Origin of the sequence: Sphingobacterium psychroaquaticum (assembly GCF_004421025.1) — a bacterium.
Classification (GTDB): domain Bacteria; phylum Bacteroidota; class Bacteroidia; order Sphingobacteriales; family Sphingobacteriaceae; genus Sphingobacterium; species Sphingobacterium psychroaquaticum.
Genome location: NZ_CP038029.1, coordinates 2,755,908 through 2,781,004, shown reverse-complemented (window position 1 = coordinate 2,781,004; position 25,097 = coordinate 2,755,908). Strand labels below are relative to the sequence as shown.

The window sequence follows — 25,097 nt, the reverse complement described above, 5'->3', positions numbered from 1 at the left end:
ACGAGATACCTATTCGCAAAAAAGATTTACTCTAAAAAGCAGTTTTTTCGTCATTGCGAGGAGCGAAGCGACGCGGCAATCTTTATGTATGTATCTCCTGAAGATTGCCGCACCCTCGTTCCTCAGGTTCGCAATGACCTGATACCTATACGTAATGACGATCTACTCTTCTTAGACAGCCTCAAAAAATATCTTATAACATTCCGCCATCAACGGGAAGAACCTGTCCGTTTACATACGAAGAAAGATCAGAAGCTAAGAAAAGACATGCGTTAGCAACTTCTTCGGCTTCGCCAGCACGTTTTAATGGGATATTAGCTTCCCAGCCAGCAACAACCTTCGGGTCTAATACTTCCGTCATTTCGGTACGAATGAAACCTGGAGCAATCACATTTGTACGGATATTACGTGAACCTAATTCGCGTGCTACAGATTTGGAGAAACCAATGATACCTGCTTTGGATGCAGCATAGTTTGCTTGACCCGCATTACCTTGCACACCAACAACAGAGCTCATATTAATAAATGACCCTTTACGGTTTTTCATCATCACTTTGGAAGCTGCTTTTGTAACATTGAACACCGATTTTACATTCACATTCATCACATCGTCCCAGTTTTCTTCCGTCATACGCATCAGAAGACCGTCTTTTGTGATACCGGCATTGTTTACCACAACATCGATCGTTCCGAATTCGGACACAATATCTTCAATAAGCTTCTCCGCTTCCGCAAACTGAGATGCATCCGAACGGTATCCTTTTACTTTCGTGCCAAATGCTTGGAGCTCTTGTTCAAGGGCTTGACCTTTTTCTACGGAAGATAAATAGGTGAACGCTACATTGGCGCCATGCTGCGCAAATACTTCTGCAATTTTTCTGCCTATGCCTTTAGATGCTCCCGTAACAAGAGCCGTTTTGCCTTCTAATAGTTTCATGCTGTTGTGTATATAGTTTTCAAACCATCCTCTCCATTCGATTTTTAGGAAGGAAGCTGGCAACAAAAATGTTAAATATTCATTAGATATCACAATTTAATTCAGGATTTCTATCGGCGTGGTTTTATCTGAAATGGCCAGTTTGTAATTTGATTTTACGAAATGGCGGATTGTGTTGAAAAAATCATAGCAATAATGAAAGAATTTTGACATTTTGATTCGGTTAAAAGAGTTGTGAATGTTAATTTTGTACCGAATTTTAAGACCATGGGTAAAAAAACGAAAAAATCTGAAGTTGATGTTGTTCTGATTGGTGCAGGTATTATGAGCGCTACATTGGGAACACTAATCAATGAACTGAGTCCGGATATAAATATTGAAATTATAGAACGACTAGATGTTGTTGCCGCAGAGAGCTCCGATGCGTGGAATAACGCGGGCACAGGCCACTCTGCATTATGTGAGTTGAACTATACGCCAGAGCAGGCAAACGGCACAGTTAAGATTGATAAGGCTATAAATATTGCAGAGCAGTTTGAAATATCCAAGCAGTTTTGGACACACTTAGTCGAAAAAGGAATTTTAACGAAACCTGCTGAATTTATTCGTCAGGTTCCACATATGAGTGCGGTATTCGGCGAAAAGGACGTGAAGTTCTTGCGCACACGTTTTGAGACACTACAGAAAGAGAACCTTTTTAAAGGAATGATCTATACCGAGGATAAGGAAACGTTGAAAGACTGGGTTCCTTTGATGATGGATGGCCGCGATGAAACAGAGGCAATGGCCGCTACACGCATGGAAATTGGAACGGATGTGAACTTTGGTGCCTTAACGAAGGAATTAATTAAGCATTTACAAGAAAAAGAGAACATTACCCTTTCTCTGAACCACGAGGTGCGCGATATCGAACGTGAGGACGATGGCCGTTGGGAGGTTGAGGTGAAAGATCTTAAAACGGGCGAAAAACGTGAAATCAAGGCACGTTTTGTGTTTATTGGTGCAGGTGGTCGTTCCTTATTGTTATTGGAAAAATCAGGTATTCCAGAAGCAAAAGGATATGGTGGTTTTCCGGTAGGCGGACAATGGTTGCGTTGTAAGAACGATGCCATCATCAAACAGCATCACGCTAAAGTATATGGAAAAGCTTCTGTGGGTGCGCCACCGATGTCTGTTCCTCACTTGGACACACGGTATATCGATGGTAAACAAGCGTTATTGTTTGGACCTTATGCAGGTTTCTCTACTAAATTTTTGAAAAAAGGATCATACTTCGATTTACCGGCTTCCATTAAATTGTCGAATATTCGTCCGATGATATCGGCAGGATTAGATAATATGGATTTAACGAAGTACCTGATCACGGAGGTGATGAAGAGTCCCGCGGATAAGCTTAATGCTTTGAAGCAATTTATGCCGTCTGCAAAGATGGAGGATTGGGGAATTGAGGTCGCAGGACAACGGGTACAGGTCATCAAGAAAGACCCTAAACATGGTGGTATCTTAGAGTTTGGAACAGAGATTGTTTCTAGTGCAGATGGTTCGATTGCGGCATTGCTTGGTGCTTCGCCTGGCGCTTCTACATCGGTGCCGATCATGATTAATTTATTGAAAAAATGTTTCCCTGAACGTGCGAAATCGGATGATTACCGTAAGAAATTACGGGAGATGATTCCTTCGTGGGGGAAAAAATTAAATGATGATGCAACGCTTTGTAACGATGTACGTCGTCGCTCTGCAGAGGCATTGAAATTATCATAATATATTAAAATACTTATGGGGTGCTCTCGTTCAGCAATTTTTTAGCTGAACGATAGAGGCTGAGAATATACCCAATCTTGCGGTAACGTAAGAGGAACCTGATCCAGGTAATGCTGGCGTAGGGATAAATTTTCTTTTTTTAAGCCATCTTCCATAAGTGCGTATTATTAATACACACTTATCTATGCAAGTAAATGATCTTTTTGAACAGCTGTACCAAGGTTTGCAACAAACATCTTGGTTGGAGCGTATTGCTGTTCTTTTTGGGGTAACGCAAGTGCTGTTATCCAAACGAAATAAGATTTCCAACTATTTCTTCGGCATCATCTCTATTTTACTGACGATTTCTGTTTTGTACTCAGCAAAACTCTATGCCGAGATTCTTCTTAATATGTATTATCTGGTGATGAGCGTATACGGATTGTGGTATTGGCGGGGACAACGGACTGCTGTTCCGGTGCAGATTACGCGCAGCACACCGAGTGAATGGAAGATTGTGTCGGCTATTGTAGTGGTGGGGTATTTTGCGTTGTACCTGGTGTTGCGATATTTCACTAATTCGGATGTACCGATGATGGATGCGATCGTGTCAAGTACAGCGTGGGCAGGGATGTGGCTTTTAGCAAAACGTAAGCTTGAAAATTGGATTCTGCTGAATATTAGTAATATTATAGCGATACCACTCTTGTTTTATAAGGGGCTCTTTCTCTTTGCGTTATTAACTCTTGTCCTGTTTATTATTGCTATTTTCGGTTACTTGGAGTGGAAGCGGATTATGGCTAATCAGAAAAATACAACCTATGTTTAGTGCATCTATAGAATCGATTATAAAAGATAATATGCATTTGGCTGTTGCGAAGAAGCAGCTGACAGCAGAGCAGTTGGCTATGATCTATGAACAAGGGTGGTTCAACTTGTGGGTGCCAAAGGTGTATGGCGGATTGGAGTACGACCTGAAGAGTGGGTGTCAGTTATTAGAAGAGTTAGCTTTTCAGGATGGCGGATTAGGATGGACGGTAACCTTGTGCTCGGGTGCCAATATGTTTGCCGGTTTTTTGGAACCGCAATTAGCAGAAAGCGTTTTTCAAGCACATGATGTCTGCTGGGGCGGGAGTGGGAAAGCGGCCGGAAGAGCCGATATAACGGAAGGTGGTTATGTTATTTCAGGTTTGTGGAAGTATGCTACAGGTGCTCCACATCTCACACATTTTACGTTGAATGCTTGGCTTTATAAAGAGGGACAACCGATATTATCGGATGAAGGAGAGCCTGTCTATGCTTCTTTTTTTGTGGACTGCGCTGATGTATTGATTCATTATGATTGGGATACTTTTGGATTGGAAGTAACCGCCAGTCATAGTTTCTCTGTCGAAGGTCTATTTGTACCGGCCAATAGATCGTTCAATTTGATTCCAGAACAACGCACTATAAATACCGCCTTATACTACTATCCTTTTATGGCGTTTGCCGCCTGTACATTGGTGGTTAATTATATGGGAATGTTCCGGAAGTTCGTTGCGCTTTACGAAAAACTGCTGTATCAAAAATCAGCAGATACGGTGTGGAATACGCGAAAAGGGAAAGGATACTTTAAGGAATTGGATATTATTTTGACCACATTTGAAACGCATAGCGAGGAATTGTATACGCTGATGACGGAGACTTGGGGGAAGGAAAGTCCTGACGCGATCTCATTGGAACGGATATCGGAGTTAGCGAAAGAGGTGGTTCTTTTTATACGTGAAAAGACAACGGAACTGTTCCCACGTACGGGGATCGATGGAGCACAACGGGATAATGAAATCAATATGGTATTTCGGAATATATTTACCGCTACACAACACGCTTTGTTAAACGGGTAGCTTTGTCGTTGTTCGTCTTAGGGAGTCTTTAGATTGTAGTTTATTGTTGGAAGTTCCCTTAGTGAGATACAATCCGCGGAGGGCTCAAAGCAGCGAATTTTTGTGTCTGATTAGTTTTGCGAATCCTTTCCGCTACTCTCCGTATGTTGCTTTTAGAATAAACTTTACAGCTTCTTGTATACGTGCCATGCCTTCTTCCGTTCTGATGTCAATTTCGCAAACAGTGCTATCGGTATATTTCGCATGTAAGACTAGATAGTAAATAGCGGAAATAAGAATACTACTTACAGCACGAAGATCTACCGCACGCCCAGCGAGCTCTTTGTCGGCGATTGGAAAGAACATGGAACTAATCCGTTCACGTTCTTGTGTAACATGCGACATAATATCTGACTGTTCACTGATTTGCCAGGTGACTACTTTTTGCATTTCCTCATTTTTAGAGAAATGTGCCATTTGCTCTAAGATCATGGTCTCTAGGTATACACGCGTACTGGCATCCTCGTATCCTTGTAAACGAGCTTCGACACTCTCTGTGATGCCAATCCAGTAATCTTTTCCTTTGATGTAAGTTTCAATGAGATGGTTGACCGATCCAAAATAAACGGTAATCAATTTGCGGTCTACACCCGCGGCATGCGCTATATTAGCAATACTTAAACCGGTATACCCCTCTTTTTCCAAAACAACACCAACGGCTTGAATGAGTTTATTCATCGTCCGCTCTTTGTTGTTTTTCTCCCCATTGTATGTCTTTCTAGTCATGTGTCAAACTTAGAAAAAATAGCGTTTAAATGCAAAACAACAGAACCATTTGTTATTTGTTGACTATCGATAATATTCAATGAGATTGAAGTTGTTATGGATGTTTTATTGTAAATAGTTGGCTCTAATTTTATCAACATCAATCTCTAATATTTTCGTCAAGTAATTATCCATACCACCATATTTACTATTAATGATATCCCATGATGCTTGAAGATATGATGCTTTGACACCCAGCAGGGGTTTCAGCGTTTCCACATCAATTGGAACATCTTTCAGCTGTTCACCCATACTTCGTTGTAGGTTATTTATAGCGCGGTTAGATTTGAGGTAATCATCATAGATAGTTTGCTTATCTAGACCGAGTGCCGCCAAGAGGAGCAGTGTTGTAAATCCTGTTCTATCTTTTCCTGCTGTACAGTGGTACATAATCGTTTTATCATCTTCGGCATACTTTAAGAAGCGTTTATATTGTGCTTGATAACGAACAGGAAACTGTCGATATATTTCTATCATCATATGCTCCAAACTATCTACGTTTGCTGTTTTAAGCCAGTCTTCAATTCCGACCGCTTGTAAGTTTCCTGCATCAATGGGATCCGCTACCCAGACGAACGATTCGGCAAAGGTTTGTTCAGCAGGATTTTTTTCTGATTCTGTTCTAAAGTCAATGACTACATCGGGGTTTATTTGTTTTTTTATGTATTGTATATCTTTTGTGGTGGCTAAGCCGGGGTTTCCCATTCGGATGAGTTTTCTATAAACTATAGTCCGCCCATCGGAAGCCTTCAGCCCGCCTAAATCACGGGCATTACCAATTTTTTCGAAGGAAATATCAGAATCTGCAAGAGTTGAGTTATTCATTTGCTGCTGCTTTTCGGTATGTTGTGTTTGATCTGTCCCACTTGGATTTAAGCAAGCATTTACTGTTATAAGTAAGGTAAGACAGAAACAATATAAGCGAATATTTTTGTAATACTTAAACATAATAAGGGTTAGTTTGTGCGTGCACATACGGAATTAACAATGCATAAGTATTTTTTGTTTGTATCGTGCTAAAAGTAAGGGGCTTTATTTCTGTAAGAAAAACGTAAAAATGTGTCTTTCAGATCGTAGTCGTATAGTTGTACCCTGGAACTTGTGTATTTTTACCGCGGATGCATAAAATGCATAATCGACATGTCTAAACGTAGAATTTTAATCAAACGAATTTTGTATACACTTTTTATATTGCTTGCCGTGGTTGCCGTAGGTACATACCTTTTCTTGCAACAGCCCAGCTTTGGAAAGCTACCTGAAGGTGCTCGCTTAGCGCGTATTCAGCAGTCTGAAAATTTCAAAAATGGGATTTTTCAAAATCAAACGATCACACCGAATTTAGCGACCGATAAGTCTAAATTTGTTTTGTTTACCGAATTCTTCTTTCAGAAGATCAAAGACTTGCGTCCGACCAAGGATGTGCCGGCAATAAAAACGGATCTAAAAGCGCTAAACAGAAAGGATAACCTGGTGGTGTGGTTAGGGCACTCTTCGTTATATATGCAGTTGGATGGTAAGCGCTTTTTGGTGGACCCTGTCTTGCTGACGGCTTCGCCCATTTCCTTTGTCAACAAAGCATTCCGAGGTGCGGATGCGTATCATCCACAAGATATACCTGATATTGATTATTTATTGATTACACACGATCACTGGGATCACTTGGATTATGAAACGATGGTGGTACTGAAAAATCGGGTAGGGAAGGTCGTGTGTCCGCTTGGCGTGGCTTCACATTTAGAATATTGGGGTTTTGATCCTGCTCGTATTGTGGAGCACGATTGGTTTGACAGTGTAGTTTTGGATGAACATCTCAAAATTAATACGTTGCCGGCACGACATTTTTCGGGACGTGGTCTGCAACCGAACAAAACCCTTTGGGCTTCTTATCTGCTGGAAAGTGCTAGTGCAGGTAAGGTCTATATTTCTGGGGATACGGGATATGAGGCGCATTTTAAAGCCATCGGGGAGCGTTTTGGCGAGATTGACTTTGCTATAATGGAGAATGGTCAGTATAATGCTGATTGGCGATACATTCATATGATGCCGGAGGACTTAGTACAGGCGGTGAAAGATCTTAAGCCTAAGCGCTTCTTTACGGTGCATAACTCGAAATATGCGTTGGGCAAGCATGCGTGGTATGAACCGTTGGAAAATATTTACAGCTCGGCACAGCGGGATTCTTTGCCTTTGGTGACGCCGATGATTGGTGAACCACTCTACCTCGAAACTGCTGCGGCTGCACCGAAAAAGTGGTGGGTAGAGTAGTTGTTTGTAACTACGGGTTACAGTAGCCCGTAGCGTTCCACCAGTATTTCCAATGTGTCTTCACTGGTGCATAATGCGGTTTGAAACCCTAACTGGTTTGCTGTAGCGAGGTGTTGTGGACTGTCGTCAATAAACAGGGTTGTCGCGGGGTTGATACCGGTCTCGGTTACTACTTGTTCAAAAATTTCTGCGTTGGGTTTCCGCATACCCATCTGATGGGAATAGTATGCTTTTTCAAAGAAAATATCATTGTTCGGGATGCCGTATTTTTCTTGAATATGTTGCATACAGTATGCGTAATGTATTTCGTTGTTATTGCTCAACAGGAAGGTGCGATATTTTTCTCTTAGTGCAAGAAGGACCTCATGTTTTCCTTGGGGTACACCGATGAGTAAGGCGTTCCATGCGTCATCAATTTGTTGGTCGCTTAGCTCGGGGCTATTTGTTTTTTCACGAATCGCTGTGCGGAATTCGGCTGGGGTGATTTCTCCTTTGTCAAATGCATCAAAAAGGGGATCTTGTGCTTTATGTCCAAAGAAATCGTCTACGTTTTTGATACCCAATGTGATAAAAGCTTGGCACGCTCGATTAAAGTCGATCATGAAAATGACATTGCCGTAATCGAGAATAATATTTTCAATTTTTTGCATCTAAAATTTTGTTTTCTCGCCCCAAATATCGATAATTGCATCATCAAAACGGAATTCTCCGTCAAAAAAACAAACCGCGCCTATAGCTCAGTCGGTTAGAGTAGAAGACTCATAATCTCATGGGCTAAGGCACTAAAAAAGAGTTTTTTAGTACTGAAAACCTCTCCTAAACAGAGAGAAAATTTCAGAAAGTTTAAAACTCAAAAAATTTGAGCATTTTTGTCTATATTTGACAAATAAAATAACATAAGCGCCTATAGCTCAGTTGGTTAGAGTAGGAGACTCATAATCTCTTGGTCGCTGGTTCGAGCCCAGCTGGGCGCACAAAAAGCCGTTTCAGAAGAAATTTTGAAGCGGTTTTTTTTTCATTTCTCTAAGCCGATTTCATCGGCGAAGCGGTCACGGGCAAATCGCCCCTACGGCTGGTTTTACATAGTTTTTTGTTTAACCTCACGCAAAAATGTAACAAATACGTAACAGCATTTTGCGTGGCAATTGGAAAAATTATGGCAACCGTAAGCGCAAAAGTTTATGCACACCACAAGAAAGCTGATGACACTTACAACGTGAAAATCTGTGTCTATCACAAAGGCGAAAGAAAGTTTATTGACACCGCACATTTTGTCGTCAAGAAACAACTCACGAAAGATTTAAAAATCAAAGACCCTTTCATTTTGGAAAAGGTTAGTGACGAACTCAAAGAACATCGGAAGACGATTAGCGATCTGGACGACCGTCTTGATTACTTCACTGCCGAATCACTGCGGGATTACTTGCGTGACAAAGATGAAGATGTGGACTTTATCAAGTTTTGTGATAAGCACATCGAACGTCTGAAAAAAGGAGGAGAAAAAGAAAAAGGAACAGCAAAAAATCAGAATACTGTCCGTAACAGTTTGGTGGATTATTTTAAACGCCCATCCGTATCCATTAAAGAGATCAATTCAAATATGTTGGTGGCGTATGAACGTTTCCTGCGGTCGGAGCGTACGATGACACGCTACAATCAGGACGGTAAACCTGTTGTCACTACAAAAAAAGGCTTAAAGGATAGTGGCCTACACAATCACATGCGTGACTTGCGGACATTGTTCAATACTGCACGGGAAATTTATAATAATGAAGACCTGGGCATATATCGCATTAAGCATTATCCATTCAAGAAATATAAGGTTGGTTCCCCGCCCCTAACCAAGAAAAGGAATAACACGCTTGAACAAGTGCTGACTATAAGGGATTGTGTGACCAAGCCCGGAAGTCGTGTTGAATTGGCTAAGGAATTATATATGCTTTCGTTCTACCTGTGCGGAATGAATGCTGTAGACCTTTACCAATTAACTGAACGGGACATCAGGAATGGCCGCATAGACTACAATCGTTCCAAGACTGAGGGCAAACGTAAGGACAATGCCTTTATAAGTATTAAGATCGTTGATGAAGCCAAGCCTTTACTTGAAAAGTACTTGGGTAAACTTTCGCTTCGCTATTCCAGCAGTAGCTGTCTCAATTGGGCATTGTGCAAAGGCATGGAACAGTTACGCAAATTAACGGGCGTACCCGACCTTACGCTGTATTGGGCCCGGCACACCTTTGCCAATACCGCCCGTAACGATTGCCGGATGAGCAAGGACGATGTGGCTCTTGCGCTCAATCACGTTGACGAGGGCAACCGTACGACAGATATTTATATTGCCAAAGATTGGAAGATTGTGGATGATGTACAACGGAAAGTGATTGCACAGCTTCGGAAAGTCGAAGACAGGATATTGAAAAAAAAATATGCAGGCTAAAGATAATTCAGACAAGATCGCTGCATAAACTATTAATTCGTTGCATGGGCATTAAGCCTATGCAACGTTATAGTTATATAAATAATAAAATTTAAACTTGGCTAACAATGAAAAATGTAATTTGGTTTTTTATTACCTGCATCATTGCAACGGTAGGTTTTTTTGCCGCATTATCTATGAAAACTCCGTGGATTGGGTTTGGTGTCGCTTTTGGTATATGGTTTATATTTATATGGACTACAACAAAGCCAAGAAGACGTAGAAGATGATTTCGATTTTTTGTTAATACAACCTTTAAAGGTTGGTCATTTATTTTTACAAAAAATATTCCTCTCGAGGAACGACACTTAAATAATGCTAATAGAAATGACATACAAAGCTCTGTACGATTCTCCCACTGTAGAAAAATACCGATTTCTAAGAGAGACTTGCGGGCTTTTCCCAAAGTCAGAAAAAGCCGCAACAATAGCGCTAAAAAATTCACTTTGCAGTGTTGTCGTCTTAGATACAGACAGCAAAAACGAAGTGATAGGTATGGGAAGATTAGTTGGAGACGGGGGGTGCCATTGCCAAATTGTAGATATTTGTGTATTACCAGAGCATCAAAAGAAGGGGTTAGGAAAGCTTATCATGACGATGCTAAATGATTTTATCGAACGCGAATTGCCATCGTCTTGCTATGTCAATCTTATTGCCGACGGCAATGCTTATGACCTGTATGCCAAATATGGTTTTGAGCCCGTTTGGCCAAAATCAAGAGGCATGGGAAAAGTGGTTAAGAATTATTAGGTCACTTTACCAATTAATCTTAGTACAGCCCCCGAATAAACTCATACTTTTTGTTTCTATCGTTTTCTTTGTAACCAACTTCAGGCTTTTTGGCGGCAAAAATCATTATAAAAACTAGGTTGAGGCACTGCGCCACAATTGCAACTACGCCTAATGCAAGCCCTACAAAAAGAATCCATATGGTTGGTTCTTTTTCAATATACCAAAGTACAGCGAATGTCAGCGCCGTAAGTATTGTCAGGATAAGTAAAAACGTTGTTTTAATTTTAGGTATGTTACGTATCATAGTGTTTAAAAAAACAGGTGAAACAATATATAAGCGATTTTTAATACCATACAGCTAATCAGTATACCATCCACAACCCTTGTCTGCATGTTTCTATCGTAATCGTCCATAGTGTTACATCTTAATTGTCATTCAACAGAGAGAATGTACTTTGCAATTTCTTTTAAATCTTCATCCGGTATCTGTGGGAAACCCGGCATCTGCATTAGTTCCATACGCTTCCTCCCCGGTGCTTTTATCCAAGCAATCAATTTCGGTTCATCTTTCTCATAAATTTGCTTCATTTCCCTTATTGGAGGCCCCACCAGTTGCTGATCCAATTGATGGCAACCTGAACAACTCGCCTGAAAGAGAGCAGTCCCTTTTGCAAGATCGCCCAATGACTCATCAATTTCTAATTCTGGCTCTTCTTCAACATAGTTTTCCCGTGCTTCTTTACTCAAGGCTTGAAATGAAGCGGTATGTGCTGCCATCATCTGTTGATGCTTGTCTAAAGCATTGTGTCGGTACATTTGGCGGCTTCCGCCATAACAGATCATGAAAACAAATATGGCTATCGTTATTTTCCAAAAATGCCTATTCAGGTTTTCATCGGTATCTTTTACCGTTTGCCATATCCACCATAGCGCCAAAACGAGCAATCCCCCAGCTACCCCCATAATTTCGATAACCTCAAAACTCACCCCTTTTGCGGGTAATGTCATCAATACAATAGCACCAAAAACGATCTGTCCCGCTAACCCAACCAATGCGATGTGGTAGCCGACGCGCTTAACCTGGGCTCTGGTGAAGTTGTTATAGATTTCTTCAAACGGATAATTTTTACGCCCGTTGTACCAGACAATGAATACTCCTGTAACCGAAACACAAGCACCTAAAAACTCAAAATATCTGGGGAAAACGTTCGGTAAAACCAATGCACTGAGAAAACCTTTTATCGTTCCCCATTTTTCAGGAAACATCATCAAGTTGACGTTCGTCAAAAATATTAAGGGAATAAATAAAAATATCAAAACGGATAACGCTATGATGCCGATATGTAGTGCTTTATGGTTTTTCATCGCACTCCAACTGTACTTATGCAAGTAAGTCAACAAGAACGCAATAGTAACCAATGGGATAATCATAATCCATGCAAATCCAGTTAGCGCATTTGCAGAATAAAAGTAAACGGTGTAAAGCGTATTGATACTCAATAAAGGGGCTACTCCCAATACAACGGCAATACTTTTATTGACAGTGATAGTCTTCGCTATCTCATATGCAAACACATCATACTGTTTATCCTTCAAGCCTTTGACCTGAGCCCAAAGGACGACGATACTACCTCCAACCATCAAGTTGATAAAAATAATATGAAGTAGAAAAGAAACGATCAATAGTGTGACCAGTAGCCATTCAGGCAGTGGTAAATCCAATGGTATATCTTTGGGTACTGGTGTGTTTATTTGTAATAACATGGGTATAAAATCTTAGTTGTTATCGTCTTCTTGTTCTTTTTGCGCCAAATCAGCCTCTATGCGCTTTGCTACCTCATCGACCGCATTTATGGGGTTAACTACAACACCTTCGGACTGCGCACCCTGCAGCGACTCACCCGAGCTTTGCAGTTGTTTGATGTATGCTACTAATGCCTCGAGCTCTTTTTTATTCCCCGGAAATGGAGGCATGAATGCCCTTCCTTGATGCATATTCGGAATGTAGCTCGCCATAGCTTGTTCATTCAACGGTTTATCCTTGCCATACATGTTTTCAAATACTTCGACAATCGAGTTGATACCATTGCTTGTATGGCAGCGGCTACACGTTAGCATAAACACATCCCGGCCGGCGAGAACTTTATTTTCAGGAGTAATTTCACTGACGGTAGCATAAGTTGCATGCTTTAACACACCATCTTTTTTATACAAGGGATAATCTTCTTCACGGAGGAGATTGGAGTACATGTAATTTCCGATGACATAGGGTTTACGTACGAATTCGCGCACTCGCTCAAATATGCCGAGAAATCCGAAAACGAATAGACACGGTACAACTACAAGTGCAAAATTTACTTTCTTGGGTCTGAAAGTGGCCCATAGCGCAAGTATGATTGACAGCGATGCGGCTCCTACGATAAAGTATTTCAGCAAATCATAATATTCTTCGAAATCCATAGAACCTACCGCTGTACTCATATTAGCCTTCATCGCATCGGGCATCACATTCCAATAATAAATTGCTCCCGCGATGGCAAATGGTGTCCAGAACATAACCCATTTACCGGCATATTTGATAGCTAGAATACGTATTGCGGATCCTTTTTTTGAAAATATAGTCGTCAACAGCATCCCAAATATTCCACCAACCAACATGGCTACAGGTGTGCGAAATGCCAGTTGAGGAATATAAATAGGATTTGTAAACCCATTAAGCAAACTTTTGTCCGTATTCCAGTTTCCGGGATCCATCATAAATCCTAAAATAGATACGATAATCACCATCGTAATCCAAGAAGCAAGACTTAAAAAAGCGCCAAATCGTATGTGTTTTAGTTTTGCGTTCAACGATTTATTGGAATTTTTCCACGTAAGGTAATAGATCATGATAAGTACAACTTCGGTTACGAAAACGATCCATTCTGTAAACCAGGCCCAATAGAACACACGTATCAAACTCCCGATCGAGCTTGGACTGACCAGAGCAACAGAAAACCAGATGCCGACACCGGTCATGGCACCGATTGTAGTCGTGATGATGAACGCTACCTTCATCTTATTATAAATAAGCTCGTCCCATTTGGTATCAGTTATCTGGTCTGCCGGCGCATTCTTAACACCTTTGTATTCCAACCAGGTAATGTAAGGGATAAAACCTACGGCCAGACCGTGGTTAATCATAACGTGGATGATGGCAATGACGGCTATTAAAAAGCGGTCATTCAACCAATCCAAATGAAACATAGGAAAATCCATAAATCTCTCTCTTTTGTTGTTGACAAAGCTCTGACTTTCTACGGAGGTAAGGATGAAATAGAGATGCGGATGATTTACGTTTTTGGAACAGACGATTGCTGTTTATGGTATAATAGTTTAGTTATTTGTAACAGCTTAATAATCGCCAAAAAAAGTACTTTTTTCTAGTAAGTATGGAAAAAGAAAGGCAGCCCTAACTCAATAGAACTGCCTATGTCGACTAAAACTTTGAGTTTATCTTTGCATTTTGCGGAATTCCTCTGGACTGATTCCATGTTTCTTTTTAAAAAAGGTGATGAAGTACGAAGAACTGTCAAATCCCAGTTCAAATGAAATTTCGGACACGGTCTTGAACGTGTGATATAGCAATCGCTCTGCTTCCATTAGAATTCTTTCCCGTATCAATTCACCTACACTTTTATTGCGTCGCTCCCGACAGATCCGGTTCAGGTAATTGGTCGATATGTTTAGCTTCTCTGCATAGAATGAAGGAAAGCGCTCACTTTTGTAATATTGTTCGAGCAATTGTTCGAATGCCCGAACCCTATTTTCTCTTTCCTTATTATAAGGCGTAGCAAGCCGTATACCGCTGCAACGTTCCAGCATACCGAGTACAATATTCAAATAAGACCTTAGAATCGTTTTAGAGTCCTTATCCGACAGCTTGAGCTCATCATACATCGAATCCATCATCATACGCAACTTGGAAATGTCGATGTTGTTTTCCAATTGCTTATATACTGCATTATTCTTTAAGAAAGAGAAGTCATGCAATACGTTATCGTTGTAACGTTTTGTAAAAAAGGCATCCGTAAAAAGCAAAATCCAACCTTTCGCTTCTTTATGTATTTCAAATGTGCAGACACTGGATGGTGCAATGCTCAGTGCTTCTCCTTTTTCAACCTGTACGATCGTCTGATCGATGGCAAATCTTCCCCCTTCTTCCTCAAAATAGATGATCGTATAGAACATTCTTTGATTGGGTAAGGACAGAAAACCATATCGTTGATTAAAGGTGTGAAGCGGAGTGACAATAAAGCCTATATTAGGGCTTCCCATATCTTCCAGTGTCAAAACGTTTATTTCTTCTGTTCTGACAACCATATAAATATTTCCTTAATTTAAATAATCTTGTGATTAATTAAACAAGGAATATCGGTGGTTTGAAGATGCTAAAACAAAATCCGTTGCACAACGGCCCGATAGGAATCGGAGTAAAAACAATATCTTCAATGGGATGTTCAATAGGCTTTTTGTGGCTATCATCGAGAACAGGTAAAACCATAACAACCTCGAGCAACTTAACTGTTATCTGTACATCGGCGTTACTTTTTTCCTCTTTAATCTTTTCTTCCAGATAACAGGATCCTTTACATACAGGAATGGTTTCAAATCGATTGATACATAGCTGGCGTGCGATGTAATCGCGGTTGAGCTCAAAACCCAGATAAATCCATATACTGCTGGTGGACTGCATGATAACAGCCAAAAGCAACGATATGTACATGAATTTTTTCAAAACTGAGCGAATTTAATAAAATTTACTTTTCTTTTTTTAGTATAGCGATGTCTTTCAACAGCCTTTTTGTTTCTTCGTTTGATGTGCCATCATATACTCCCCGGATATGAAGATCCTTGTCGACTAAAAGCAGGCCTCCACTATGCGTAAAACCTCCGGGAGCCAGACTATCAGGATATGCAATCGCATAATAAGATTTGTCCGCCAAGCGCATTACCTCTTCCTGATTCCCATACAGAAAATGCCATTTATTACCTTTTGCTCCTATTTTTTTAGCGTACGCCTTTAGGGCAGGTATGGTATCCCGTTTCGGATCAATGCTATACGAAAGCAGAAGCACCTCGTCCATGCTCTGGGTTTTCTCCTGCACCTCCTTCATCTGAGCGCTCATCTCGGGACAAATTGTCGGACAGGAAAGGAAAATAAACGATGCCACATGTATCTTGTTCCTCAAACTATTTGAGGATACTTCCATACTATCTTGATTGAGCATCGTAAACGAGTCAATCGTCGGATAAATGGTAGTATCCCCCTGCGTTGAAGCTGTGCCCAGATAAGGTAATTTGTTCTCCTGACAAGAGGCAAAACTAATCGCCATTAATAACAACAAGACTTTATTCATAAAGTGCTGACAAATATTAGAATTTCATATCCAAATATACGTTTTCTCACCTTAAATCTATTGTATCGACTCCCACGATATTCTATTTAAGTTACTTTATGCACGAAAACCTAAACCAATAGCACGCTTATGTAGCTATCAGGAAATATATAGAGTGGTAACTTTGTATGAAATTTTGGTACTGCCCAATCTGAGGTAGGAACATAATTATAAATTGAATTTCAGATCGACGTAAGTTGCTTTAGTTGAGGTGAACTTCTTAAAAAATTCCAAAACAAGTAAATTTCTGAACAATGAAGTTATTAACAAAAATTAGTTATGTTTTTATAGTACCGCTTTTAGCCCTAAGCGTAAATGCCTTTTCGCAAGAAAACACAGATATTCCAGTAATAAACCCTCCAATTAATACAGAGTTATTGGGCAGCAACAGAGGACTGGCTTTTCAAATGATCATTGATAAAAAATTTAAGAGTATTCCTAAATTGGGAATTTTCAGCGTAACTTCCTTGGTGGGTGAATGGGATAATGGTCAAATCGACGACTACATGACACAAGCCAGCCTGACTTATGAAGTTGTGAAAGGCTTAAAACTTGCGGGAGGTTTTCATGTAACGCCTGTTAAAGGTATGCGACCTATAACTGGCATAATTTATACGGTAGCCAACCCGACCTGGTTGTTTGTGGCTAATTCGAGAATAGATTTTTCTAAAGACACCAATGTTGAAGGCCTGGTTTTAGTTGAATATAAGCCAAAGATTAATGACAAATGGCGTGTCTATTCACGACTTCAGGCTTTATATGAATACAATACCATCATCGACATGCAGACCAGAAGTTATTTGATGGCTCGTGCCGGATTAAGTTATAACGAGTTTTCTTTTGGATTGGGTTCTAACATCGATTATTATGGTCCAGAGAAACACAATAAAAACAGCTTTGGTGGCTTCGTTAGCTTTTTGCTTTTCTAAGGGCAATAACCCAGACAAATACAATTGCTAATACGGAGATAAAAAAGGGAGAAAACCGTAACCTTCTTAGTATTGGAATAAAAAAGGACAGACTAAAAAACGTTAACCTGTCCTTTGCTTTTTCCTTGTGAAATTATGCAGATAGAAACTCTTCTGTATTTTTAATCTCCGCATAGAAAAACGCTAATGCTGCTAAAAACGCGTGGTGCACATCATCGGCTTTTACCGTTTTACCGTTAATTTCCAAGTCACGTGACGCACAAGTATCGCCTAGAACCGTACACTTATAGCCGAAGTCAAATGCAGCGCGGGTGGTTGCGTCCACGCACATATGGGTCATCATTCCTGTAATAATCACTTCGGTTACTTCATTTTCTTTTAAATATTCCCCAAGTCCTGTTTCTCTGAAACTGTTTGGGTAAAACTTTTGAAAAACTTTCTCCTCAGCAAGTGGTTTTACATTTTCGTGGATTTCTGCACCAGATGTTCCTTCTACAAAAACTGGTGATTCCGCTGGATTAGCCGATATGTGCTGAATATGTGCAATGGGTAAATTATTTTTTCTAAAATGTTCCAATACCTTACCCGCGTTTAAACTTGCTTCTATTGGGTTTACTAATTCAAGTGCGCCATTTTCAAAATAATCATTCTGAATGTCGATGATAATCAATGCTTGTTTGCTCATAACTTTAATATTATTTATTGTTTAGCAAAATTAGCACACATCACGATGAGCTAGTCTACCAATTTATTAAGCAATGCTACCATTTTGATAATCGGCTAGAAATTCGGTGGTCGTCATTCCTGTTTGACTTTTAAAAAAACGCATCAAATGATTGGGCTCAGAAATGTTGAGTTTATAGGCAATTTGTGAAACGGTCATTTCAGAATGGATGAGGTAATCTTTGATTTCCACCAGCAATCTTTGCTTTAGCAAATGAGTTGCAGTTACATTAAATTGGTCTTTTACACATTTGTTGAGCGTAATACGACTGATGCCCATTAAGTCTGTATAATCGCTGATCCGTTGTTTGTTTTCGATATTTGTTTCAATCAGTTTTTTAAACTGGAAGGCATAATTGGTATCTTGATTTTTTAATGATAATTGATGCTTTTCCGCATACACTCTGTTCAATTTTTGTAAAAGGTAATAGATTAGGGAACGGATGATATGCACACTGTCTATTCTGGTTTTACGTAATTCTGCTTTAATTTCTGATAACAAAACACAATACATATCGATGTTTTCTTTCTCAACCTGCATATTTAAAGGAAATTCTAACTGATAGAAATAAGACAATCGGTAAGTAAACAGTTTGTCGGAGAAAAATTCATTCAGAAAATCCTCTTTAAAAGCCAAAACCGTAAAATCAAAATCTTCCGCATCAAGTTTCCATTGGCGTTTTTGAAAAGGGGAAATAAAAATAATACTGTTATCCTCAACATTTATTTTTTGATAGTTGAGCGTAAGTTGACCACTACCTTTCTTGAAAAAAATGATTTCAAAATAATCTGTATTAAACAATTTATGATTAAGGTATGTCTCTCCAATTTCATCAGAAGGAAGTACATTGAGCAGAAAATCTACCCCGCATTCTGTCTTGTTAAATTTTATTGTTTCCAACTATTCTCTTTTTATTATTAAATATAAAACCGAAATCACACAATTTTATTTTACTATTTTCTATTAATAAACCAGCGTATTATACCCTTTATCATTCAGTTCGAACATATATATCAACGCATTTGGAGTGATGGTAATTCGTTTGTCGAGTTTTGATTTGTCAACTTTCAGAATATCTAAGGCATACTCGCAAATTACCAAATGTGCGCCTGACTTTTCTGCTCTGTCAATCAATTCTAAAAGTTCTTTATTTTCTACGATTTCTTTTGCCAACATACCAACTATCACAATTTCAAAAGTCAATCCGTTTTCTTTTAGCTTTAGTGATTCTACGGTTTCTACAGTGGTATTAAAACGCTTAACGTCTGAAATCATTACTGCCAATTTCTTTTTAGCGCCTTTGTATTCTACTTTATTTCCAAAAGTTTGGGTTTGCGCATTACTGTAATTCGAAGTGAAAATTAGGACTGATAGTAAAATTATTGTTGATAAAAAATTTGCTTTCATTATAAAAAATTTTAGTTTAATTAAAAAATAAACGCTCAAAACGAGAACTCATAAGATTGATTTTGAGCGCTCTTGGAAAAACGAACGGATGCGTAGAGCCTATTCTTAATCTTTTAGAAGTTGATTGATTTCCTCATAGAAAGAATCCTTGCTATAATCTGCCATTCCTGCGTGATGCATTCTTATTTTTCCGGTTTTGTCCAAAACAACAGTTGTTGGGAGTGAACCGCTGAAATATTCATTGGGAATATTTCCGTTTGGAATTAAAAATGGAATAGTAAATTTTTCTTTCTCAAGGTAAAGTTTTCCGGCTTGTGGTTCATCATCTAAATTTATCGTGAGAAAGACGAGATCGTCATTTCCCTCATATTTTTCGTGAAACTTCTGAATCGAAGGAAATTCAGCCCTGCAAGGTGGACACCAAGATGCCCAGAAATTAATAAACACAACCTTTCCTCTTAACGTTGAAGTGTTCTGAATGTTTCCTTTTTCGTCCATAAACTCAAAATGTGCATTAATTTGGCTTGTAGCATCGTCCTCCTTTTTGTCGATACTTGCATTAAAAATTCCGGTAGCCATTAATTGCCGAAGCACAAATGACTTTGCATCTGGGCTAAAAAGCATTGACCCGACAAAAATTACAATTAATAGAGTAAATATATTTTTCTTTGGATATTGCCAAATTCTGTTTACAACTGGTTTCTCTTTAGAAGTCTCTTTATTTTTCAATACTATTCCTGTTCTTTGTTTTTTACTTACTATTGATCCTTGGTATCAGCCAATTTTCCTCTTCAGACTTTTTTATTAAAATCTTTAGATATAACATTCCAAGGTTACTTTAAATGGAATATACGGAGTTTATTAGTAAATCCTTTTATGTGACAACTTCCCCATGAGCAAACCATAAACCCAAGTACCTGCAATGGCAGTTAATAATGTTATTGCTGATGTTCTATTAAAACTTCTAACACGTATATTCTCATTTGTTTTCGTTAATCAATCTTTCTAGTTCATTTACAGGAAAAACACCCGATTGCCTCCAGCGGATTTCTCCTTCTTTAAATATAATAAGTGTAGGTACGCCGCGAACCTGATACGCTGCTGCCGCCTGCGGGTTCTTGTCCACATCAATTTTAATGATGCTTGCCTCATCGCCTATACGCTGTTTTAATTCTTCCAGAATGGGTGACATCATTTTGCAAGGACTACACCATTCGGCAAAGAAATCTACCAATACCGGTTTATCACTGTTAATTATTTCTTGAAACGTCATATTGCTTTTTGTCTTTTTTAAATGTTGATAATAGCAGCCCTCCGATGATCGAACCGTAGAGAGTGCTGTTTATTGGGTTGGAAGTAATGGCACAACTGCCTGTATTGCATCCGACAAATTTCCAATAGAAATAGCCTGTGACTCCACCAATAGCCATTCCTATTATAGTGAACAAATATTTCTTACCGAACTTCTTCATACAATATATCTTCTAATTTTTTATTGCTTTTCCGAACTGGCGTATTACAACCTGATACACCACAGCAACCTATATTCATTAATGGCATCAATGAAAACAGACTTCCCATACCCACCAGCAGCCACTGCTGTTCCATGATTCCCTGCACAATAATAAAAATGCCCAATGCTAACCGCAGCACCCGCATTAAATTCCAATTTCTTAAATATCTATTCATCTTCTTAAGCGTTTTGATTAGCTGCTTTAATTTAAGTTCTGACATGTAACAGCTTTGATGGTCAGGGTTATGCGCTAAAATGCTTTTTTACTGCTGTTCTGGTTTTTAAACAGATATCTCCGGTATTTTCGCTACTATGCGAATTCCTAATGCGGATTCCAAAAGTGTAAAGTCCACATATCCGGCTCTTTCGAACAGTTTTTCCCAGCCATGTTTGCTTCCTCCAGAATGTGGCGTGAAGGAACAGACCAACTTTGATCCCGGCAGCAGTACACGTTTGAGCTCGGTTAATCCATTCAACGGTTCATTCCAAAAATGCATATTATCCATCGCGATTGCACCATTAAAATAATCATCATCAAAAGGTAGATTTTCTACGGTTCCCTTTATAAGAGTGATTTTTCCTGAAACTATAGAATCTTTGTTACGTTCACTGGCAAGACGATGCATTAGTTCGGAAGGATCAATTCCTACAATAGTACCTTGCGATACCGTTTTTACCAAAGTTTCTAAACCTATTCCGGGTCCAAATCCTATTTCAATAACACGATCTTTTTGCCCAAGACCAAGAAATGGGATCGCTTCACGAGCCATCGCATCACCTAAATCTACCATCATCTTGGCTCCCTTTTCGCCCGACTTGCCTTCTGGAACAACAAACATTCGGTACATATCTAACATTTTTTGTTGATTTTTTAGAAAGAAGAGTATTTGTGACTTATAAAGTTAATCACACTTACCATCAACCGTACAACTATTTCCTTCTGTAATTTCTAATATAGCTTCAGGATTAGACTTTCTCCATTCCACAAAAGACTTGTTCAAAGTTTCTAAAAAAGCTTCTGCTGGTTGAGCTCCAGAAACTGCGTATTTTCTATCGAAAACAAAAAATGGAACGCCTGTGACTCCTATATTTTGGGCTTCCTGGATATCCTGAGCTATTTCATACTTGTATTTTTCATCCTCTAAATTGGCTTTGATTTCGCTTTCGTCCAAACCGAAATCTTTACCCAATTGAACTAAGGTCTCTGTATCAGCAATATTTTTTCCTTCAATAAAAAATGCTTTGAACAAACGTTCTTCAGCTTCGCTGCCCAGATTTTTTAACTTTGCAAACTGTATCAATTGATGGGCTTTTAGCGAATTGACAATTATTGATTGATCTAAATGATAATCTAGTCCTACCTGCGTTGCCATTTGTGTTACATTGGACAACATTCCCTGGACTTGCTCTACAGCCATTCCTTTTCGTTTCACCAAATAATCGGTATAGCTTTCCGTAGCAACTTCGGGAATTGCAGGATCCAATTGAAAACTTTTCCAGATTACTTCAATGTTCTTCTTATCTGCAAATTGTTCTAAAGCCGCTTCAAAATTTCTTTTTCCGATGTAACAAAACGGACAAATTACATCACTCCAGATTTCTATTTTCATTTAAGAGATTTTTTGTTTATTTCAAATGGGTTAGCTCCATAACAAGTTAAAGTTTTGGTTATAACTGTTTTTATGATACCAAAGTAGCTTCTAAACTAATTTCAACATTAAGGGCATTACCCACAGGACACATTTCTTTGGCTTTCAAGGCAAAATTTTGGAACTGTTCCTCTGTTATATCAGCGATCTTAGCTTGTACGGTCAAAATTGATTTTGTAATTACATTGTTGTTCAGCGCTAATGAAACGGTTGTTTCAATTTCATTATCAGCAGAAAATCCGTTTTCTGACAGAATGTAACTCAACGTCATTGTATAACAGGCAGCGTGAGCGGAAGCCAGTAATTGTTCCGGATTTGTAAAACTTTCATTGTCTTTAGCAAATGAAGGTTTGAAAGTTGTATTATTTATTGCAGAATCAGTTACATCAAACTGTCCTTTTCCTTCTTTAAAACTTCCTTGCCAGACGGCTTTAATCTTTGTTTCCATAAACTTAATTTTACTAAAATTTTATAGTACAAAGTTACCGGCTCTTAAAATTTCACACAATGGATATAGAACTCATTGTATAGGACATTTTACCCAACATTTAATCTTGGCTTGTTGTTATTGGCTGTTATTCTTATCGGTGAACCTTCAAGCTCCTCGCATTCGAAACCATTGTCTATCAAAATTTTAACAGTACATTCAGTGATTTCGTTTATACTATCTATGCGCAAAATATTGTCGCAGTCTTCAAGGTCAAAATTCCATTTTGCAATTTCGAGATGTGCGTCAAGAAGTGGTTTAAGTGTTTCCATTTCTTTCCTGTTTGTCACATTTGTTTTAAATACCGAAATCATTTTTTGTTTTTTTGTTCGATTACAATTTTTTCAAGATCAGACCAAGCCCCGCCATTAAAAACATTTTTATATCCCTTTTCCTTTAAAATCGTTTCAACTTTGACACTTCTCAAACCATGAGAACAAGTAGTGATGTAGGTTTTATTGGTGTCAAGTTCAATGTATCTTTCCCGAATTGTTCCTAGTGGGATATTTATCGAACCATCAATATGACCTGTTTTATACTCGTATTCGGTTCGAACATCTAAAATTATTGCTCCATTTTCTATCTTTTCGGAAAGTCCGTTGTCAAGTTTCGCAAAGCGATAGGTGCGGTAAGAAATATAGATTAAAAGAATTGCACCCAAAATAATGTATATCGTTTTCATAGTTTGCTTAAAATTTTATGGTCAATGTAAAACGTTCCGAATGGAATAAAACAAGCCAAAATAATTTTCCAGGTCGTGGTTTTAAATTTCCAATTCTGCTCTACAGCTACACCTAAAGTATTGAAGAGGAATAGTAAAAATATAGCTCCGTGAATTGGTCCAAGAATCTTTGCAAAAGCTGGATTGTCAAAATAATGTTTCATCGGTGACGCAATAAAAATGAGCACCAGTAAGGAAACTCCTTCAAGAAAACCAATAATGCGTAATCTTCCGATTTTTGTTTTGAATAAATGTATCATACTATCTAAAATAAGGTCTGTTTGCTAAGGGTGAAAATGGCCACGGAATGGCGATGAAAATGATGATGAGGGAAACCGAAAACCAAACAAACATTGTTTTGAATTTATCGTTGTCAGTTGTTTTTCTTTTTGATAATGCAGAACCAATGGTAATTAAAATGATTGCGGTTAGCATTAAAATCAGGTGAAGTAAGCCAAAAAAAACAAGGTCTAAATTTTGGATGGCTTCATTGAAGTTTTGCCAAAAGTATTTGATTATCGGACTTTGGGTGTACAATATAATCCCAATTAGAAGCTGAATGTGTGCTATTGTAGCTGTCCAATGCCGGACGGCATTATCTGTTTTGGAAAATTGGGCGTTCGAAGAATAACCTCTGTATGCCCGATAAATTGCGTAAACTATACTTGCTAAAACAAGCCAACGCATGATGGAATGGTAAAAGGTAAGTGTTTGAAACATCGTAAATTTTATTTAACGATGCAAAGATATTAAAAACATACTAAGTAGTATGTTTTTATGTAAAATATTTTATCCTAAGCTATTTAGATAAATTTTTAGCTCTTTTAGGTACGAATGGTAACAGTCAGTATTATTATAAACCTTACCAAAATTTCTGATTCCCCAATATCCCGACATAATAAAATAGGCTACCTGCTGCGGATTTACACTATCTCTTACCGTTCCATTTTCTTTGGCGATTTTTATACTATTTTCTATTGTTTGTTGCCATTCTAAAGTAAGTTCAGCCAGAGCTTTTCCAAATTCAATATTCCAGGGAGTCATTTCCTGTGTTAAATTTCCTGCCGGACAACCATACTCTAGCTTTAGAAACGGATTTTCAAGAAGTAATGCTTTCGTCATATCGTAAATTTCCTTGATTGGATTTTTAGCATTTTGCAATGGTTTAATGAAATCATTTTTCATTGTCGGTTTCAAAATTTCATTAATTATTGCCAAACCCATTTCATCTTTGGTCTTGAAATGATAGTAAAATGCACCTTTTGTAACTTGTGTAGTTGCAATAATTTCATCAATACTTGTCGTTTGATAGCCTTTGGTATAAATCAATTCAAAGGCTTTTTGAAGAATTGTATGCCGTGTTGTGGATGCTTTTGTCATAAAAGATAC

General features: G+C 38.7%; 32 protein-coding genes and 1 tRNA gene. 8 read left to right on the top strand and 25 right to left on the bottom strand.

The window, feature by feature from the left end; all coding sequences use genetic code 11:
* Positions 1 to 193 precede the first annotated feature (193 nt).
* A complete protein-coding gene (gene fabG / locus E2P86_RS11825) occupies positions 194 to 937 on the bottom strand; it encodes a 3-oxoacyl-[acyl-carrier-protein] reductase (protein ID WP_134433247.1) in 744 nt (247 codons plus the stop codon).
* A 267-nt stretch (positions 938 to 1,204) separates the two neighbouring features.
* Here fabG and E2P86_RS11820 point away from each other — a divergent pair, with 267 nt between their 5' ends.
* The 3 genes from E2P86_RS11820 to E2P86_RS11810 all read left to right on the top strand — a co-directional run bounded on the left by E2P86_RS11820 (position 1,205) and on the right by E2P86_RS11810 (position 4,560).
* Positions 1,205 to 2,698, top strand: coding sequence for a malate:quinone oxidoreductase (locus E2P86_RS11820; RefSeq protein ID WP_085471452.1), 1,494 nt, complete (start codon positions 1,205 to 1,207; stop codon positions 2,696 to 2,698).
* Positions 2,699 to 2,882: 184 nt separating this feature from the next.
* On the top strand, positions 2,883 to 3,506 hold the full coding sequence (pnuC, locus tag E2P86_RS11815; RefSeq protein WP_085471976.1) for a nicotinamide riboside transporter PnuC: 624 nt from the start codon (positions 2,883 to 2,885) through the stop codon (positions 3,504 to 3,506).
* Positions 3,499 to 4,560: an acyl-CoA dehydrogenase family protein gene (locus E2P86_RS11810; protein ID WP_134433245.1), complete on the top strand. Its 1,062-nt coding sequence runs from the start codon at positions 3,499 to 3,501 to the stop codon at positions 4,558 to 4,560. Before pnuC ends, E2P86_RS11810 begins: the two co-directional genes overlap by 8 nt.
* A gap of 132 nt (positions 4,561 to 4,692) precedes the next feature.
* Here E2P86_RS11810 and E2P86_RS11805 read toward each other — a convergent pair whose 3' ends face one another.
* Complete coding sequence (locus tag E2P86_RS11805; RefSeq protein WP_085471454.1) at positions 4,693 to 5,325, bottom strand: TetR/AcrR family transcriptional regulator; 633 nt, start codon at positions 5,323 to 5,325, stop codon at positions 4,693 to 4,695.
* A 105-nt stretch (positions 5,326 to 5,430) separates the two neighbouring features.
* Positions 5,431 to 6,189 carry a tyrosine-protein phosphatase gene (locus tag E2P86_RS11800; protein ID WP_166785198.1) on the bottom strand — a complete coding sequence of 253 codons (759 nt, stop codon included), beginning with the start codon at positions 6,187 to 6,189 and terminating at the stop codon, positions 5,431 to 5,433.
* Positions 6,190 to 6,504: 315 nt separating this feature from the next.
* On the opposite strand from E2P86_RS11800, the gene E2P86_RS11795 reads away from it, so the two are divergent.
* Positions 6,505 to 7,629 carry an MBL fold metallo-hydrolase gene (locus E2P86_RS11795; protein ID WP_134433241.1) on the top strand — a complete coding sequence of 375 codons (1,125 nt, stop codon included), beginning with the start codon at positions 6,505 to 6,507 and terminating at the stop codon, positions 7,627 to 7,629.
* Between the two features lie 17 nt (positions 7,630 to 7,646).
* Here E2P86_RS11795 and E2P86_RS11790 read toward each other — a convergent pair whose 3' ends face one another.
* Positions 7,647 to 8,279, bottom strand: a complete 633-nt coding sequence (locus E2P86_RS11790) for an HAD family hydrolase (RefSeq protein WP_134433239.1) — start codon at positions 8,277 to 8,279, stop codon at positions 7,647 to 7,649.
* A 250-nt stretch (positions 8,280 to 8,529) separates the two neighbouring features.
* On the opposite strand from E2P86_RS11790, the gene E2P86_RS11785 reads away from it, so the two are divergent.
* The 3 genes from E2P86_RS11785 (at position 8,530) to E2P86_RS11775 (ending at position 10,858) form a co-directional block, all read left to right on the top strand.
* A tRNA-Ile gene (locus E2P86_RS11785) sits at positions 8,530 to 8,603 on the top strand.
* A gap of 182 nt (positions 8,604 to 8,785) precedes the next feature.
* Positions 8,786 to 10,069 (top strand): site-specific integrase, encoded by a 1,284-nt coding sequence (locus tag E2P86_RS11780; protein WP_134433237.1) that lies wholly within the window; start codon positions 8,786 to 8,788, stop codon positions 10,067 to 10,069.
* Positions 10,070 to 10,423: 354 nt separating this feature from the next.
* Positions 10,424 to 10,858 carry a GNAT family N-acetyltransferase gene (locus tag E2P86_RS11775; protein ID WP_317128132.1) on the top strand — a complete coding sequence of 145 codons (435 nt, stop codon included), beginning with the start codon at positions 10,424 to 10,426 and terminating at the stop codon, positions 10,856 to 10,858.
* 19 nt (positions 10,859 to 10,877) lie between these two features.
* Here the strand turns inward: E2P86_RS11775 and E2P86_RS11770 are convergent, their stop codons facing one another.
* From E2P86_RS11770 to E2P86_RS11745, 6 genes are all read right to left on the bottom strand, one after another.
* Positions 10,878 to 11,144, bottom strand: coding sequence for a hypothetical protein (locus E2P86_RS11770; RefSeq protein ID WP_134433233.1), 267 nt, complete (start codon positions 11,142 to 11,144; stop codon positions 10,878 to 10,880).
* A 128-nt stretch (positions 11,145 to 11,272) separates the two neighbouring features.
* Entirely contained in the window at positions 11,273 to 12,604 is a 1,332-nt protein-coding gene (locus E2P86_RS11765; RefSeq protein ID WP_134433231.1) for a c-type cytochrome, read from the bottom strand.
* Between the two features lie 12 nt (positions 12,605 to 12,616).
* Positions 12,617 to 14,098 (bottom strand): c-type cytochrome, encoded by a 1,482-nt coding sequence (locus E2P86_RS11760; protein WP_134433229.1) that lies wholly within the window; start codon positions 14,096 to 14,098, stop codon positions 12,617 to 12,619.
* Positions 14,099 to 14,332: 234 nt separating this feature from the next.
* Complete coding sequence (locus E2P86_RS11755) at positions 14,333 to 15,202, bottom strand: helix-turn-helix domain-containing protein (RefSeq protein ID WP_134433227.1); 870 nt, start codon at positions 15,200 to 15,202, stop codon at positions 14,333 to 14,335.
* A gap of 37 nt (positions 15,203 to 15,239) precedes the next feature.
* Positions 15,240 to 15,617: a hypothetical protein gene (locus E2P86_RS11750; protein ID WP_134433225.1), complete on the bottom strand. Its 378-nt coding sequence runs from the start codon at positions 15,615 to 15,617 to the stop codon at positions 15,240 to 15,242.
* Positions 15,618 to 15,639: 22 nt separating this feature from the next.
* A complete protein-coding gene (locus E2P86_RS11745) occupies positions 15,640 to 16,239 on the bottom strand; it encodes an SCO family protein (RefSeq protein WP_134433223.1) in 600 nt (199 codons plus the stop codon).
* 293 nt (positions 16,240 to 16,532) lie between these two features.
* Between E2P86_RS11745 and E2P86_RS11740 the strand changes: the two genes are divergently transcribed.
* Positions 16,533 to 17,207, top strand: a complete 675-nt coding sequence (locus E2P86_RS11740) for a hypothetical protein (RefSeq protein WP_134433221.1) — start codon at positions 16,533 to 16,535, stop codon at positions 17,205 to 17,207.
* A gap of 133 nt (positions 17,208 to 17,340) precedes the next feature.
* Here E2P86_RS11740 and E2P86_RS11735 read toward each other — a convergent pair whose 3' ends face one another.
* From E2P86_RS11735 to E2P86_RS11665, 15 genes are all read right to left on the bottom strand, one after another.
* Positions 17,341 to 17,892 carry a cysteine hydrolase family protein gene (locus E2P86_RS11735; RefSeq protein WP_134433219.1) on the bottom strand — a complete coding sequence of 184 codons (552 nt, stop codon included), beginning with the start codon at positions 17,890 to 17,892 and terminating at the stop codon, positions 17,341 to 17,343.
* Between the two features lie 66 nt (positions 17,893 to 17,958).
* Complete coding sequence (locus tag E2P86_RS11730) at positions 17,959 to 18,831, bottom strand: AraC family transcriptional regulator (RefSeq protein WP_123868576.1); 873 nt, start codon at positions 18,829 to 18,831, stop codon at positions 17,959 to 17,961.
* A gap of 63 nt (positions 18,832 to 18,894) precedes the next feature.
* The gene (locus E2P86_RS11725) at positions 18,895 to 19,338 is read right to left on the bottom strand and encodes a hypothetical protein (RefSeq protein ID WP_134433217.1); all 444 of its coding nucleotides are present in this window, start codon (positions 19,336 to 19,338) and stop codon (positions 18,895 to 18,897) included.
* Positions 19,339 to 19,443: 105 nt separating this feature from the next.
* Positions 19,444 to 20,067, bottom strand: coding sequence for a TlpA family protein disulfide reductase (locus tag E2P86_RS11720; protein ID WP_240775500.1), 624 nt, complete (start codon positions 20,065 to 20,067; stop codon positions 19,444 to 19,446).
* Positions 20,068 to 20,317: 250 nt separating this feature from the next.
* Positions 20,318 to 20,611, bottom strand: a complete 294-nt coding sequence (trxA, locus tag E2P86_RS11715) for a thioredoxin (RefSeq protein WP_134433213.1) — start codon at positions 20,609 to 20,611, stop codon at positions 20,318 to 20,320.
* Positions 20,589 to 20,768, bottom strand: a complete 180-nt coding sequence (locus E2P86_RS18300; RefSeq protein ID WP_240775602.1) for a hypothetical protein — start codon at positions 20,766 to 20,768, stop codon at positions 20,589 to 20,591. The genes trxA and E2P86_RS18300 overlap by 23 nt, the downstream gene beginning before the upstream one ends.
* Before the next feature lie 25 nt (positions 20,769 to 20,793).
* On the bottom strand, positions 20,794 to 21,072 hold the full coding sequence (locus E2P86_RS11705; protein ID WP_240775499.1) for a hypothetical protein: 279 nt from the start codon (positions 21,070 to 21,072) through the stop codon (positions 20,794 to 20,796).
* Between the two features lie 60 nt (positions 21,073 to 21,132).
* The gene (locus tag E2P86_RS11700) at positions 21,133 to 21,708 is read right to left on the bottom strand and encodes a class I SAM-dependent methyltransferase (protein WP_134433209.1); all 576 of its coding nucleotides are present in this window, start codon (positions 21,706 to 21,708) and stop codon (positions 21,133 to 21,135) included.
* 45 nt (positions 21,709 to 21,753) lie between these two features.
* Complete coding sequence (locus tag E2P86_RS11695; protein ID WP_134433207.1) at positions 21,754 to 22,461, bottom strand: DsbA family oxidoreductase; 708 nt, start codon at positions 22,459 to 22,461, stop codon at positions 21,754 to 21,756.
* Positions 22,462 to 22,531: 70 nt separating this feature from the next.
* Positions 22,532 to 22,948 carry an OsmC family peroxiredoxin gene (locus E2P86_RS11690; RefSeq protein ID WP_134433205.1) on the bottom strand — a complete coding sequence of 139 codons (417 nt, stop codon included), beginning with the start codon at positions 22,946 to 22,948 and terminating at the stop codon, positions 22,532 to 22,534.
* An 89-nt stretch (positions 22,949 to 23,037) separates the two neighbouring features.
* Positions 23,038 to 23,301 carry a hypothetical protein gene (locus tag E2P86_RS11685; protein WP_134433203.1) on the bottom strand — a complete coding sequence of 88 codons (264 nt, stop codon included), beginning with the start codon at positions 23,299 to 23,301 and terminating at the stop codon, positions 23,038 to 23,040.
* Entirely contained in the window at positions 23,298 to 23,669 is a 372-nt protein-coding gene (locus E2P86_RS11680; RefSeq protein WP_134433201.1) for a rhodanese-like domain-containing protein, read from the bottom strand. Before E2P86_RS11680 ends, E2P86_RS11685 begins: the two co-directional genes overlap by 4 nt.
* Entirely contained in the window at positions 23,666 to 23,968 is a 303-nt protein-coding gene (locus E2P86_RS11675) for a DUF3817 domain-containing protein (RefSeq protein ID WP_134433199.1), read from the bottom strand. Before E2P86_RS11675 ends, E2P86_RS11680 begins: the two co-directional genes overlap by 4 nt.
* Before the next feature lies 1 nt (position 23,969).
* Positions 23,970 to 24,428: a hypothetical protein gene (locus tag E2P86_RS11670; protein WP_134433197.1), complete on the bottom strand. Its 459-nt coding sequence runs from the start codon at positions 24,426 to 24,428 to the stop codon at positions 23,970 to 23,972.
* 69 nt (positions 24,429 to 24,497) lie between these two features.
* Positions 24,498 to 25,088, bottom strand: a complete 591-nt coding sequence (locus E2P86_RS11665) for a TetR/AcrR family transcriptional regulator (RefSeq protein ID WP_134433195.1) — start codon at positions 25,086 to 25,088, stop codon at positions 24,498 to 24,500.
* Between the last annotated feature and the right edge of the window lie 9 nt (positions 25,089 to 25,097).

Excerpts from the sequence above, each read along its gene's own strand:
- E2P86_RS11700 (WP_134433209.1), bottom strand. The coding sequence starts at position 21,708 with ATGTTAGATATGTACCGAATGTTTGTTGTTCCAGAAGGCAAGTCGGGC.
- fabG (WP_134433247.1), bottom strand. The coding sequence starts at position 937 with ATGAAACTATTAGAAGGCAAAACGGCTCTTGTTACGGGAGCATCTAAA.
- E2P86_RS11795 (WP_134433241.1), top strand. The coding sequence starts at position 6,505 with ATGTCTAAACGTAGAATTTTAATCAAACGAATTTTGTATACACTTTTT.
- E2P86_RS11690 (WP_134433205.1), bottom strand. The coding sequence starts at position 22,948 with ATGGAAACAAAGATTAAAGCCGTCTGGCAAGGAAGTTTTAAAGAAGGA.
- E2P86_RS11670 (WP_134433197.1), bottom strand. The coding sequence starts at position 24,428 with ATGTTTCAAACACTTACCTTTTACCATTCCATCATGCGTTGGCTTGTT.
- E2P86_RS11735 (WP_134433219.1), bottom strand. The coding sequence starts at position 17,892 with ATGAGCAAACAAGCATTGATTATCATCGACATTCAGAATGATTATTTT.
- E2P86_RS11770 (WP_134433233.1), bottom strand. The coding sequence starts at position 11,144 with ATGATACGTAACATACCTAAAATTAAAACAACGTTTTTACTTATCCTG.
- E2P86_RS11685 (WP_134433203.1), bottom strand. The coding sequence starts at position 23,301 with ATGATTTCGGTATTTAAAACAAATGTGACAAACAGGAAAGAAATGGAA.
- E2P86_RS11675 (WP_134433199.1), bottom strand. The coding sequence starts at position 23,968 with ATGATACATTTATTCAAAACAAAAATCGGAAGATTACGCATTATTGGT.
- E2P86_RS11695 (WP_134433207.1), bottom strand. The coding sequence starts at position 22,461 with ATGAAAATAGAAATCTGGAGTGATGTAATTTGTCCGTTTTGTTACATC.
- E2P86_RS11680 (WP_134433201.1), bottom strand. The coding sequence starts at position 23,669 with ATGAAAACGATATACATTATTTTGGGTGCAATTCTTTTAATCTATATT.
- E2P86_RS11775 (WP_317128132.1), top strand. The coding sequence starts at position 10,424 with ATGCTAATAGAAATGACATACAAAGCTCTGTACGATTCTCCCACTGTA.
- E2P86_RS11790 (WP_134433239.1), bottom strand. The coding sequence starts at position 8,279 with ATGCAAAAAATTGAAAATATTATTCTCGATTACGGCAATGTCATTTTC.
- E2P86_RS11810 (WP_134433245.1), top strand. The coding sequence starts at position 3,499 with ATGTTTAGTGCATCTATAGAATCGATTATAAAAGATAATATGCATTTG.
- pnuC (WP_085471976.1), top strand. The coding sequence starts at position 2,883 with ATGCAAGTAAATGATCTTTTTGAACAGCTGTACCAAGGTTTGCAACAA.
- E2P86_RS11800 (WP_166785198.1), bottom strand. The coding sequence starts at position 6,189 with ATGAATAACTCAACTCTTGCAGATTCTGATATTTCCTTCGAAAAAATT.
- E2P86_RS11740 (WP_134433221.1), top strand. The coding sequence starts at position 16,533 with ATGAAGTTATTAACAAAAATTAGTTATGTTTTTATAGTACCGCTTTTA.
- E2P86_RS11745 (WP_134433223.1), bottom strand. The coding sequence starts at position 16,239 with ATGAATAAAGTCTTGTTGTTATTAATGGCGATTAGTTTTGCCTCTTGT.
- E2P86_RS11665 (WP_134433195.1), bottom strand. The coding sequence starts at position 25,088 with ATGACAAAAGCATCCACAACACGGCATACAATTCTTCAAAAAGCCTTT.
- E2P86_RS11780 (WP_134433237.1), top strand. The coding sequence starts at position 8,786 with ATGGCAACCGTAAGCGCAAAAGTTTATGCACACCACAAGAAAGCTGAT.
- E2P86_RS11760 (WP_134433229.1), bottom strand. The coding sequence starts at position 14,098 with ATGGATTTTCCTATGTTTCATTTGGATTGGTTGAATGACCGCTTTTTA.
- E2P86_RS11705 (WP_240775499.1), bottom strand. The coding sequence starts at position 21,072 with ATGTCAGAACTTAAATTAAAGCAGCTAATCAAAACGCTTAAGAAGATG.
- trxA (WP_134433213.1), bottom strand. The coding sequence starts at position 20,611 with ATGACGTTTCAAGAAATAATTAACAGTGATAAACCGGTATTGGTAGAT.
- E2P86_RS18300 (WP_240775602.1), bottom strand. The coding sequence starts at position 20,768 with ATGGCTATTGGTGGAGTCACAGGCTATTTCTATTGGAAATTTGTCGGA.
- E2P86_RS11820 (WP_085471452.1), top strand. The coding sequence starts at position 1,205 with ATGGGTAAAAAAACGAAAAAATCTGAAGTTGATGTTGTTCTGATTGGT.
- E2P86_RS11805 (WP_085471454.1), bottom strand. The coding sequence starts at position 5,325 with ATGACTAGAAAGACATACAATGGGGAGAAAAACAACAAAGAGCGGACG.
- E2P86_RS11725 (WP_134433217.1), bottom strand. The coding sequence starts at position 19,338 with ATGAAAGCAAATTTTTTATCAACAATAATTTTACTATCAGTCCTAATT.
- E2P86_RS11755 (WP_134433227.1), bottom strand. The coding sequence starts at position 15,202 with ATGGTTGTCAGAACAGAAGAAATAAACGTTTTGACACTGGAAGATATG.
- E2P86_RS11765 (WP_134433231.1), bottom strand. The coding sequence starts at position 12,604 with ATGTTATTACAAATAAACACACCAGTACCCAAAGATATACCATTGGAT.